At 46.0% G+C, this 11,504-nt stretch carries 10 protein-coding genes; all 10 read left to right on the top strand.

Annotated features, from left to right (window positions below; genetic code table 11):
- The first annotated feature begins 171 nt into the window (after positions 1-171).
- The 10 genes from R7P74_RS12875 to spoT all read left to right on the top strand — a co-directional run bounded on the left by R7P74_RS12875 (position 172) and on the right by spoT (position 11,493).
- Positions 172-2,772: a TonB-dependent receptor plug domain-containing protein gene (locus R7P74_RS12875; RefSeq protein WP_213893906.1), complete on the top strand. Its 2,601-nt coding sequence runs from the start codon at positions 172-174 to the stop codon at positions 2,770-2,772.
- Between the two features lie 65 nt (positions 2,773-2,837).
- Positions 2,838-3,602, top strand: a complete 765-nt coding sequence (locus R7P74_RS12870) for a DUF3450 domain-containing protein (protein ID WP_005379365.1) — start codon at positions 2,838-2,840, stop codon at positions 3,600-3,602.
- Between the two features lie 3 nt (positions 3,603-3,605).
- A complete protein-coding gene (locus R7P74_RS12865) occupies positions 3,606-4,967 on the top strand; it encodes a MotA/TolQ/ExbB proton channel family protein (protein WP_005384750.1) in 1,362 nt (453 codons plus the stop codon).
- A gap of 9 nt (positions 4,968-4,976) precedes the next feature.
- Complete coding sequence (locus R7P74_RS12860; RefSeq protein ID WP_005379363.1) at positions 4,977-5,504, top strand: MotA/TolQ/ExbB proton channel family protein; 528 nt, start codon at positions 4,977-4,979, stop codon at positions 5,502-5,504.
- A 25-nt stretch (positions 5,505-5,529) separates the two neighbouring features.
- Positions 5,530-5,937 (top strand): ExbD/TolR family protein, encoded by a 408-nt coding sequence (locus R7P74_RS12855; protein WP_005379359.1) that lies wholly within the window; start codon positions 5,530-5,532, stop codon positions 5,935-5,937.
- Positions 5,938-5,941: 4 nt separating this feature from the next.
- Positions 5,942-6,574, top strand: coding sequence for an energy transducer TonB (locus tag R7P74_RS12850; RefSeq protein WP_005379353.1), 633 nt, complete (start codon positions 5,942-5,944; stop codon positions 6,572-6,574).
- A gap of 9 nt (positions 6,575-6,583) precedes the next feature.
- Entirely contained in the window at positions 6,584-7,807 is a 1,224-nt protein-coding gene (locus R7P74_RS12845) for a tetratricopeptide repeat protein (RefSeq protein ID WP_005379348.1), read from the top strand.
- Positions 7,808-8,255: 448 nt separating this feature from the next.
- Positions 8,256-8,879, top strand: a complete 624-nt coding sequence (gmk, locus tag R7P74_RS12840) for a guanylate kinase (RefSeq protein ID WP_005379347.1) — start codon at positions 8,256-8,258, stop codon at positions 8,877-8,879.
- Positions 8,880-9,060: 181 nt separating this feature from the next.
- Positions 9,061-9,333, top strand: coding sequence for a DNA-directed RNA polymerase subunit omega (gene rpoZ, locus R7P74_RS12835; RefSeq protein WP_005379346.1), 273 nt, complete (start codon positions 9,061-9,063; stop codon positions 9,331-9,333).
- 39 nt (positions 9,334-9,372) lie between these two features.
- Complete coding sequence (gene spoT / locus R7P74_RS12830; RefSeq protein ID WP_005379340.1) at positions 9,373-11,493, top strand: bifunctional GTP diphosphokinase/guanosine-3',5'-bis pyrophosphate 3'-pyrophosphohydrolase; 2,121 nt, start codon at positions 9,373-9,375, stop codon at positions 11,491-11,493.
- Positions 11,494-11,504 lie beyond the last annotated feature (11 nt).

Raw genomic sequence — 11,504 nt, 5'->3', positions numbered from 1 at the left:
GAAGCCTGGTTATTTACATCTTTTTTACATTTAAGCATCCCCGTTTACCACTGGTTTGACTTCCTTTTTTCATCTCGGTTATACATTGGCCGAACGTTAACGAAATATTAACGTCACATTTGGCCGCTATGCGGCCAGACATAGGAAATAATAATAATCGGAGCAACAAGGATGTATAAAAACACAACCGCTTTATCTGTTGCGATAAGCCTTGCTTTGGGGACAGCAGCAGTTGCAGCCCCAGCAACAGCACTGGCAGAAGAGCAGCAAGTTGAAAAACTTCAAAAGATGAAAGTTACTGGTTCGCGTATCTCCACGACGGATATGGAAGGTCCTTCACCAGTTACTGTTATTAATAGTAAAGACATTGAGTCTAAAGGCTTTAACAGCGCGCAAGACGTATTGAACAGTTTGACCCAAAACACAGGTGGTGTAATGGCTCAAACAGACTCTTTCTCGTTTACACCAGCAGCGCAGTCAGTCAACTTACGTGGCCTTGGCGCGTCGCGCACATTGATTCTTATTGATGGCCGTCGTCTTCCTCAATACCCGCTAGCACAAAATGGTACATCTAACTTCCAAGATATCGGCCAAATCCCTGTCGCCGCCATTGAGCGTGTTGAAGTAATGACCGACTCAGGTTCTGCTATCTACGGCTCCGACGCAATCGGTGGTGTCGTAAACTTCATTTTAAAGAAAGACTTTGATGGCGTTTCTGTAAAAGTACGCGCGGGTGACGCGACGGATGGTGGTTACCAAAATGGTCGTTTAGACGTTGTAGCTGGCAAAAACTTTGACGACAAACGTATTCTCTTCGTTGGCCAATTTGCGGGCAACGAAATGCTAAAGCAATCTGACCGAGATGATTGGGCTGGCGATGACGGTTCTAGCCGTTCTCAGCTAAGTGGCTACTCTAGCTACGGTGCAAACTTTGAAGGCGCCAACGGAACACTCCTAACACCAGCTGATGCTGGTTCTTCATGTAAAGAAGTCGTTGGTGATGCCGCGATTGAACGAGCGGATGGAAAGTGTGGTGTTAACCGCTCTGCGTACCGAACATTAAAACCAGAAAACAAACAAGTAGACCTACTTTTACGTGGTGAAATGGACATTAACGACAATGTCACTGCCATGGCAGAAGCCCGTTTTGGCTACAAGTCTACAGAATCTGAATTCGAACCTAACCCTTACAGCGTAGAAGTTGATGCCACTCACTTCCGCGGCGAAGGCGAATACACTCGCCGTATGGTCGAATTTGGACCACGCGAAAGTAACACTGAAGCCGATTCTTTTGGCTTAACCTTAGGCTTGAACGGCCTGCTTGCTGATACGTATGATTGGGACCTATCCGCTGGTTACTCTGAGCAAAGCGTTGAAACAAGCAACCCAGCAATCTTCCTAACTCTCGACCAAGCTGTACAAAATGGTGATGTCGATCTTCTAGGGCCTATCTCTCAAGACGTTGTAGACAAATACAGCGGCACTTCAAGCAAAGAAGCTTACTCAAAGCTTTACTCTGTTAACGGCTCACTGGCTGGTGATTTGGTTGAACTTCCTGCAGGTATGTCTGGCTTTGCTGTCTATGGTGAATGGAACCGTACTGACTACAATGAGACGATTGATGCTACAACAGCAGCTGGTGGTTTCTCTGGCCTAGGTGGAACATCAGGCGGCGGTGACCGTGATCAGATTGGTCTTGGTGTTGAAGCTCTTATTCCCATCATTGAAGATTTAGAAATGACTGTCGCTGGTCGTTACGACCACTACTTCGACGACTCGGCAACTGGTGGCGCATTCACTCCTAAAGTAGCCCTAGCATACCGTCCTACTGACACCCTATTGCTACGTGGTAGCTACGGTCTAGGCTTCCGAGCTCCAGACTTGAAGCGACTATTTGGTGATCAAACTCGAGGCTTTGGTTCTGGCTTTGACCCAGAGCTTTGTACCAATGCTGGTGGTAGCGGCCCACAAGATAAAGATAAGTACCCAGAGTGTGATACTCAGTACTTCGATACGCTTAATGGCCCTAACTCAGAGCTGAAAGAAGAAACAAGTACAAACATTAACTTGGGCCTAGCGTGGGAGCCTGTGGATGATCTTGGTGTAACCGTTGACTGGTACCACATCAAAATGGAAGACGTCGTAACTGCACCAACTTACCAAGATGTAATTAACGATCCAGGTAAATACCCAGGTACTGAAGTCGTTCGTAACCCAGATGGCACCATCAAGTCGGTATCCTATGGTCCAGTGAACCAGTCGTATGAAGAGCGTTCTGGTATTGACCTAGCGATCAAATACGCATACGACACTAATGAGTTCGGTTCATTTAACACGCGTGTTGCTGTAACGAAGATCTTGATTGCTGAATATCAAGAAAACGACAGCGAACCTGTAACGGATGAAAGAGATTTCATGCCTGAATACACCGCAACGTTAAATCTTGGCTGGGCATATGAAGATGTCGCTATCAACCTATTTGGTAAATACCGCGACCGTATGTGTTCAAGCTACGCAAACCGTTACTACTTTGATGACTGTGATTCTGCTAAAAAAGCGGGTTACAAAGCAGAAATCGCTAGTATGACAACGTGGAACCTAACGGCTTCTTACCAATTCAACGAGAGTGGTCGTGTAACTCTTGGTGCTATCAACATGTTTGACAAAGTACCGCCTGCAGATCCTCTAAGCGATACCTCTCCATTCTATGCAACTGGGTATGACGATCCAATCGGACGTCAGCTATACGTCGAGGCATCATACGACTTCTAAAAAATATTTGGCGCGGGTTTTCCGCGCCCTTTTCGACTGACTAAAACACTGACAAGGATGCAACCATGAAATTCAAGGAATTTGGTCTCAGTGCCATAGCTGCAGCATTGCTTACTATCAGTAGTAGCTCTATAGCGGCCAACTCTGGTGCTGTCGTTTCCACACAAGCAAAAGCAAATCAATCTTCAGAAGCTTCGCAACAAAAAATCGACAATTATGCCGAAAGTACTGAAGGCATGTTGGCAGAATACAAAGGCTTGCTACGTCAAATCGACAGCATGAAAGTCTACAACGAGCAAATTAATCGTATGGTTCAATCACAGCAAGGTGAATTGGACTCATTAAATAACCAAATAGCTCAGATCGATCAAACGGCAACAGAAGTAGTGCCACTAACACTTAAAATGATCGATGCACTCGATGAGTTTGTGACTCTCGATCTGCCTTTCCAGAAAAAAGAACGTAATAAACGTGTCCAAGAACTGCGTCGTCTCATGGATCGCGCCGACGTAACGACTTCTGAGAAATTCCGTAAAGTGATGGAAGCCTACCAAATTGAAGAAGGCTTCTCTCGCTCAATTGAATCTTACAAAGCTAGCCTAGATAGAAATGGGGAAACCGTGACTTACGACTTCCTACGTATTGGTCGCACGGCGCTTTTATTCCAATCTCCAGACGGTGGTGAGACAGGTATGTGGAACCAACAAACACGTCAATGGGAAACATTACCGGAAAGCTACCGCATAGCGGTACAGCAAGGCCTTCGTATCGCGAAGAAGCAAGCGCCACCAGCGCTAATCAAATTGCCTGTATATGCTGGGGAGGAATAAGAGATGAAAGGATTCAAAACTCTAGCCGCTGGTCTACTAGCGAGCTTATTTATGGTTTCAGGCGTACAAGCAGAAACGCCTAAAAACCTATCTGAACTACTCAAAAACGTAAAATCAGAAAGCATCGTTGAGTCAAAAGAGAACAAAGCCCGTGAAGCTGAGTTCAAGAACAACCGAGATAAGCAAGCGGCATTATTGCAACAGGCTCGTGAAGAGCTAGCTTCACAGCAAGCACTGGGCGATCAACTTAAAGCGACATTTGATGAAAACGATAAGCAGCTGACTGAACTAACAGAAACCTTACGTGTTCGCTCTGGTACTTTGGGCGAAATGTTTGGTGTGGTCCGCCAATATGCGGGCGAGTTTAAGGGCTTATTTGCTGCTTCTCAAAACGCTGTTCAGTTCCCAGAGCGTGACGCTCTACTAACGAAACTGGCTGAAAGCAAAGAACTGCCATCAACACAAGAGCTAGAAGCATTCTGGCATACCATTCTTCAACAAGTGGTTGCCTCAGGCGAGACAGCAACAACCCAAGCAACGGTTGTTTATGGCGAAGGTAAAGAAGCGGTTCGCGATGTTACTCTTGTCGGTGAATTTAACGCGATTGCCGATGGTAAGTACGTTACTTATGTACCTCAAACAGGTAAGTTCGAAGAACTCTCTCGACAGCCTCGCACCAATATTACACGTCATGTTGCGGGCTTTGAGTCAGCGTCAAACAGCTATGAGCCACTGTTTATTGACCCATCCCGTGGTGTAATTCTGTCTCTACTTGTACAAAGCCCTACCGTTCAAGAACGTATTGATCAAGGTGGCATTGTAGGTTACGTCATCCTTGGTATGGGTGCAGTTGGCGCTATCATTGCTCTAGTTTGCTTCCTACGCCTTCAAGTGATTGGCGGTAAAATGCGTAAGCAAGCGAAATCAGAAACCGTGATTCCTGGTAACCCTCTGGGTGAAGTTATCCAGGCTTACCAAGAGCACAAAGGTGACAACCTTGAAGATCTTGAAGCGAAACTGGACGAAATCATCCTACGTAACGCACCGAGCATTGAACGCTTTATCAGCTCAATCAAACTGTTCGCTTCTGTAGCACCACTTCTAGGTCTACTGGGTACGGTTATGGGTATGATCGGTACGTTCCAAGCAATCACACTATTTGGTACAGGTGATCCTAAGCTAATGGCTGGCGGTATCTCTGAAGCACTTGTTACTACGATGCTTGGTCTAGTTGTCGCAATTCCTCTACTGTTCCTGTACACCATCGTACACAGTAAAGGTCGTCGTTTGGTTCAAACTCTTGAAGAACAGAGTGCAGGCTTCATCGCTCGCTATCAGGAAAAACTACATAAAGCCGAAAGCTAAGGAGGCGTTATGTGGTGGTTAGTTGGAGAACTTGAATCAATTAGGCGCTTCTTGGGAATGGGTGGCGATGTACTCGTCGCCATCTTCATCCTCAGCTTTATGCTTTGGGCAGTATTGTTAGAACGTTGGTTCTATTTTGCTGCCGTCGCTCCAAAAGCCATGAAAAAAGCCGTTGGCTCATGGCAGGGGCGATCAGAGCACCAGAGCTGGAACGCTAAGATGATCCGACAAGAAATTGTTTCTCGTCAGGACATTGAGAATAAAAAGGGCCTGCCAATCGTGAAAGTATTGATTGCGCTTTGTCCCCTACTGGGTTTGCTCGGCACCGTTGTTGGCATGATCCAAGTATTCGACATCTTAGCGGTAACAGGAACAGGAAGCCCTCGAGCAATGGCCTCGGGGATCTCAAAGGCAACAATCCCAACTTTAGCCGGGATGGTGGCTTCTCTATCAGGACTGTTCTTTAGTTCACGTCTTGATCATTTAGCCAAAGTCACAACGCAAAAGCTGGAAGATAAGCTAAAGCATATTGCCTGAGTAAATGGAATTAGAGGTATAGGTCATGAAAAGACGCTATAGCAGTGATAGCAGTGATGAAACCGCTATCGATATGACACCGATGCTCGACATCGTATTCATCATGTTGATCTTCTTTATCGTAACAACATCGTTCGTCAAAGAAGCTGGTCTAGAAGTAAACCGCCCTACGGCAAGCTCTGCGCAAACCGTGAAAAAAGGTAACATCATGGTCGCAGTTGGTGCGGCGGGTGATGTTTGGGTTGATAAACGCCGCATCGAAGTGGACGCAGTTCGCGCGAATATTGAACGTCTTCGTGCAGAAAGCCCTGATGGCGCAGTTGTTATCCAAGCCGACACTGAAGCAAATGCTGGCGTAGTCGTGAAGGTTATGGACCAGATCAAAATGGCAGGTGTAGAAAGCATCTCCATTGCCGCAACCAATAAGGATTAAGCTTATGCGGTATCTGGCCTCAATTGCACTGGCGCTCATTGTCTCCCTCGGGTTGTTCTGGGGGATGGACAAGCTAGTAAACAAAGAGCGCCACGAGTTAGTGTCGAATGATGACCTGCGTATGGTCGAGTTTATTCGCATTAAACCAGACGAAAAAATACAGGAGAAAAAACGCGAACTTCCAAAGCCACCACCGCCTAAGCGTCCGCCGCCGCCGCCAGAAATGAAAGTGACAGCGACAGTAAAACCGGTGATGGAGCAGACACCAATGGATATGCCAAAGCTTGACCTACCCGTAAATGTTACAGGTGGTTCGGTGCTTGGACATTATAGCCAGGGTGGAGGTGCGCAACTCGCGGGTAGCGGAGGTCCAACACCTCTAGCGACATTCCAACCTCAAATGCCTAGGAAGGCTGCGAAAGCAGGAATAGAAAAAGGGGTCGTCTTATTAGAGTTTACCGTCAACGCACGTGGTGCCGTAGAGGACATCAAAGTTCTTAAAGAGCAACCACGACGCTTAGGCCTCGGTCGAGCGGCAAGAAAAACAGTCTCTAAATGGACATTTAAACCAAAATTGGTTGACGGGAAACCTGTTAGCTCGCGCCTATCGCAAGAAATAGAGTTCTCAACCAATTAAGGAGTCACGATGAAAAGTTTATGGAAAAGCAAAGTGGCTTCTTTAATTCTCTTCGCAGGAGTGGCAATGGCCGCTCCTACGATGGCAAAAGAAGCTCCTCAGTTATCAGATCGGACATTTCGAACCGTTAACAAAGTGCAAGAGTTGATCGCAACTGAAAAATATTCAGCAGCGAAAGAAAAACTAGCAAGCGCTTTAGAAAGCACAAGTTCGAAAAAATACGACCGAGCAGTTTTACTTCAGCAGACTGGCTTTTTGTATTCGCTACAAGACAATTATGTGCAAGCAGCAAAATACTTTGCCGAAGCATTACAGCTCGACGCACTTCCCGTTCCTGTTGCTCAACAAGTTCGCTACAGCTTGGCTCAGCTTTACCTAGCTGAAGAAAAGTATACGTTGTCTGTAAAAACGATGAAGGAATGGTTCAAGGTTGCAGAAACAACCAAAGAGAAGCCTCAAGCTCATGCTTATATCACGTTAGCGAGCGCTTATGTTCAGTTGGAAGATTACAAAAATGCAATCCCGCCAACCAAAAAAGCCATCGCGATGAGCAAGAGCCCAAGTGAGTCTTGGTACTTAATTCTCGTTGCATCTCACTACGAGTTAGGCCAGCTGAAAAGCGTTGCCAGTGTACTCAAAACTCTGACTTCAAAGTACCCTCAGAAAAAGCGTTACTGGATGCAACTTTCTGGTGTCTACATGGAGCTAGGTCAAGAGCGCAACTCTCTAGCCACCCTAGAAATGGTTTACAAAATGGGGAAACTAGAAGGAGAGAAGGAATATTTACGCTTTGTAAACTTCTTGGCTTACCAAGGTATTCCATATAAAGCAGCCAAAACTCTTGAAAAGGAAATGGCAGCTGGAAACATTGAAAAGACGAAGGAAAACTATGACCGCCTAGCCAGTTTCTGGCAGCAAGCTAAAGAGCTAGATAAATCAATTCTCGCTTATAAAAAGTCATATAACCTCGCTCCTTCTGCTAAAACGCAAATTCAGATTGCTCGCTTAATGATACAAGACAAGCAATATTCTGAAGCAACTCGTTTTGTAGAAAGCGCGGCATCCAGTGCCTCTAAAGAGCAAAAGGCAGAACTTGAATACATTCGCGGGATGGCCTATTTCGAGCTTAAGCAGCCACAAAAGGCCTTGCAGGCGATGAAAGGCGCTGCTCAATCGCCAAAATTCAGGTCAACCGTTAGCCCTTGGATAAATTTCCTAGAGTCTCAAGGATAATTCGAAGATTAAGTGTGAGTCAGTCGCACGCCTGGGGAAGTGAAAGCTTCCCCTTTTTTCCGTCTTATCATTATTAACCCCTATTTTTAACCAGAGTCACTCACGCAAGCCAAATCGGGACTCTAAACCTAAAATCAGCACACTAAACGGTTGTAGAAATGGTTTTAATAACAGAGTGCGCGGATGGTAAGTCCTGTATCACGCTCCTTCTTCGCTGTTTAGGAACACTCTGGCGTAAGTAACTATTTCATCAAAGACGATCACAGACAGAAAGATCAACTGGTAACAAAATAGAGATCATGATACTCTTCGCCTCCATTTTTCTGGCGGGATTATCACCAATATCCACCCCTTTGGTGGTTGATTTCTCAATGCCAGTGCTATCGTTATAAGAATGTCGAACTTTCCTTCGGCACTCAATCAATCCAATCAAAAGTGGAACAGTACAATGGGCAAAGGTACTCTCTATATCGTATCTGCACCTAGCGGCGCAGGTAAATCTAGCTTGATCTCAGCGATGTTGGAACGCAACCCAACCTACGCAATGAAAGTGTCTGTGTCTCACACCACGCGCAACATGCGACCTGGTGAAGAAAATGGTGTCCACTACCATTTTGTAGCGAAAGATGAGTTTGAAGCCCTGATCGCTAAAGGTGACTTCCTAGAATACGCAGAAGTGTTTGGTAATTATTACGGCACATCTCGTGTATGGATTGAAGAAACACTAAATAAAGGTATCGACGTTTTTCTAGATATCGACTGGCAAGGCGCACGCCAAATCCGTGAACAAATGCCAGAAGCCAAAAGCATCTTCATCCTGCCACCATCAAACGGTGAGTTAGAGCGTCGCTTGAACACTCGTGGTCAAGATAGCGATGAAGTGATCGCAAAGCGTATGGCTGAAGCCAAGTCGGAAATCTCTCATTACAACGAGTACGACTACGTGATCGTAAACGACGATTTTGATACCGCTTTGATGGATTTTAAAGCTATCTTGCGTGCTGAAAGATTGAAGGAAGAAAAGCAAGCTGCTAAATATAAAGGTATGCTTGACGCGTTGTTAGCAGAGTAACTTCAAAAAAGTCACGCTGTAAAACATAAAGAATTTCCCGTTTTTTGCCCAGTGCGAAAAACACAATAAACTACCTGAGAAAGTCCACAAACGGTGGCTTGTCTAATTGCTAGTAAATAAAGTAGTTAGGTTGTATACTTTCTCGTCATTCTAAAATTTTAGTTAACTATTTGGAGTCCTCATGGCACGCGTAACTGTTCAAGACGCTGTTGAAAAAGTTGGCAACCGTTTCGACCTAGTACTGATTGCGGCTCGCCGCGCTCGTCAAATGCAAACTGGCGGTAAAGATGCACTAGTGCCAGAAGAGAACGATAAGCCAACGGTTATCGCTCTACGCGAAATCGAAGAAGGTTTAATTACTAAAGAAGTTCTAGACGCTCGTGAACGTCAAGAACAGCAAGAGCAAGAAGCGGCAGAGCTAGCGGCAGTAAGCAGCATCGCTCACAACCGTTAATTCTGACTTTAGAATTCAACAACCTCCCGGGCCTATAATTTGTATCTATTCGATAGCCTCAAAGACGTTGCCCAAGAATACCTAACAGAGCCTCAGATTGAGGCTCTGCGTCAATCTTATGTGGTAGCGAGAGATGCCCATGAAGGGCAAACCCGCTCTAGCGGTGAACCATACATCATCCACCCTGTCGCTGTGGCTCGTATCTTGGCCGAAATGCGCCTTGATATCGAAACCCTCCAAGCTGCTTTGCTGCATGACGTCATTGAAGACTGTGATGTAACTAAAGAAGATCTCGAAGAGAAATTCGGCAACACTGTCGCAGAATTGGTTGATGGTGTATCTAAACTGGACAAACTCAAATTCCGCGATAGGAAAGAGGCTCAGGCTGAGAACTTTCGTAAGATGGTTCTGGCCATGGTGCAAGATATCCGCGTCATTCTGATCAAACTGGCTGACCGCACGCACAACATGCGTACGCTTGGCGCGCTTCGACCAGATAAAAAGCGTCGTATTGCTCGTGAAACGTTAGAAATTTACGCGCCCCTCGCTCATCGTCTTGGTATTCACAATATCAAAACCGAACTCGAAGAGTTGGGCTTTGAGGCGCTATATCCCAACCGCTACCGCGTACTGAAAGAAGTGGTTAAAGCCGCACGTGGTAATCGTAAAGAGATGATCCAACGCATTCACAGCGAAATAGAAGGCCGTCTGCAAGATTTTGGCTTGAATGCTCGCGTCGTTGGTCGTGAGAAAAACCTGTTCTCTATCTACAACAAGATGAAAACCAAAGAACAGCGCTTTCACACCATCATGGATATCTATGCGTTCCGAGTCGTTGTTGATACCGCTGATACTTGTTATCGCGTTTTAGGCCAAGTACACAGCTTGTATAAGCCACGTCCTGGTCGCATGAAAGATTATATCGCGGTACCAAAGGCGAACGGCTACCAATCGCTACACACTTCCATGGTTGGTCCACACGGCGTACCTGTTGAAGTTCAGATCCGTACTGAAGATATGGATCAAATGGCGGACAAAGGTGTCGCGGCACACTGGTCTTACAAAGACAAAGGCGACAAGTCTGGCACCACTGCGCAAGTAAAAGCTCAGCGTTGGATGCAAAGCCTGTTAGAGCTACAACAAAGCGCGGGTAACTCATTCGAATTCATTGAAAACGTAAAATCCGATCTTTTCCCAGATGAGATTTACGTCTTCACACCAAAAGGTCGTATCGTTGAATTACCTTTAGGCGCAACGGCTGTCGACTTTGCCTATGCCGTACATACCGATGTAGGCAACTCTTGTGTTGGTGCTCGTGTTGATCGTAACCCTTACCCATTGAGTAAGGCATTGAAAAACGGTCAGACGGTGGAAATTATCAGTGCCCCTGGTGCGCGTCCGAATGCGGCATGGCTGAACTATGTCGTGACTTCTCGTGCCCGCACTAAGATTCGACAAGTACTGAAAACGATGCGTCGTGAAGAGTCGATTACTTTAGGTCGTCGCCTACTTAATCACGCACTTGGCCGTCACTCGATTGATTCAATTTATCCAGAAAATATCCAAGAAGTCTTGAATGATCTTCGCCTAGAAAGCATCGATGATTTATTGGCTGCTATTGGATTGGGTGAGTTGATGAGCATTGTGATCGCACGTCGTCTCCTTGGTGACACCGAAGAGCTCACGACAACAAGTTCAATCCCAACGGACTCGAAGAAGAAGCTTCCGATTCGTGGCGCAGAAGGCTTATTGCTGACGTTTGCAAATTGTTGTCATCCTATCCCAGATGATCACATTATTGCTCACGTATCGCCTGGTCGTGGTTTGGTTGTTCACCGAGAAACATGTCCGAACGTTCGTGGTTATCAGAAAGAGCCAGACCGTTATATGGCTGTCGCTTGGTCTGAAGACTACGATAAAGAGTTCATTGCTGAACTTAAAGTCGACATGCTTAACAACCAAGGTGCTCTTGCAGAACTGACCAACGTGATCTCGAAAACAGGATCAAACATTCATGGTCTTTCAACGGAAGAACGTGATGGTCGTTTATACACTGTGACAGTGCTGTTGACGACGAAAGATCGTGTCCACCTTGCTGGTATCATGCGTAAGATTAAGGCAATGCCTCAAGCAACCCGAGTCAGACGCAGAAAGAACTAACCTCTATCGCC

The organism is Vibrio sp. 2033 (genome assembly GCF_033339735.1).
The sequence above is the reverse complement of the archived record's forward strand: the minus strand, read 5'-3'. Positions and strand labels throughout refer to the sequence as shown.

Excerpts from the sequence above, each read along its gene's own strand:
- R7P74_RS12875 (WP_213893906.1), top strand. The coding sequence starts at position 172 with ATGTATAAAAACACAACCGCTTTATCTGTTGCGATAAGCCTTGCTTTG.
- R7P74_RS12870 (WP_005379365.1), top strand. The coding sequence starts at position 2,838 with ATGAAATTCAAGGAATTTGGTCTCAGTGCCATAGCTGCAGCATTGCTT.
- R7P74_RS12865 (WP_005384750.1), top strand. The coding sequence starts at position 3,606 with ATGAAAGGATTCAAAACTCTAGCCGCTGGTCTACTAGCGAGCTTATTT.
- R7P74_RS12860 (WP_005379363.1), top strand. The coding sequence starts at position 4,977 with ATGTGGTGGTTAGTTGGAGAACTTGAATCAATTAGGCGCTTCTTGGGA.
- R7P74_RS12855 (WP_005379359.1), top strand. The coding sequence starts at position 5,530 with ATGAAAAGACGCTATAGCAGTGATAGCAGTGATGAAACCGCTATCGAT.
- R7P74_RS12850 (WP_005379353.1), top strand. The coding sequence starts at position 5,942 with ATGCGGTATCTGGCCTCAATTGCACTGGCGCTCATTGTCTCCCTCGGG.
- R7P74_RS12845 (WP_005379348.1), top strand. The coding sequence starts at position 6,584 with ATGAAAAGTTTATGGAAAAGCAAAGTGGCTTCTTTAATTCTCTTCGCA.
- gmk (WP_005379347.1), top strand. The coding sequence starts at position 8,256 with ATGGGCAAAGGTACTCTCTATATCGTATCTGCACCTAGCGGCGCAGGT.
- rpoZ (WP_005379346.1), top strand. The coding sequence starts at position 9,061 with ATGGCACGCGTAACTGTTCAAGACGCTGTTGAAAAAGTTGGCAACCGT.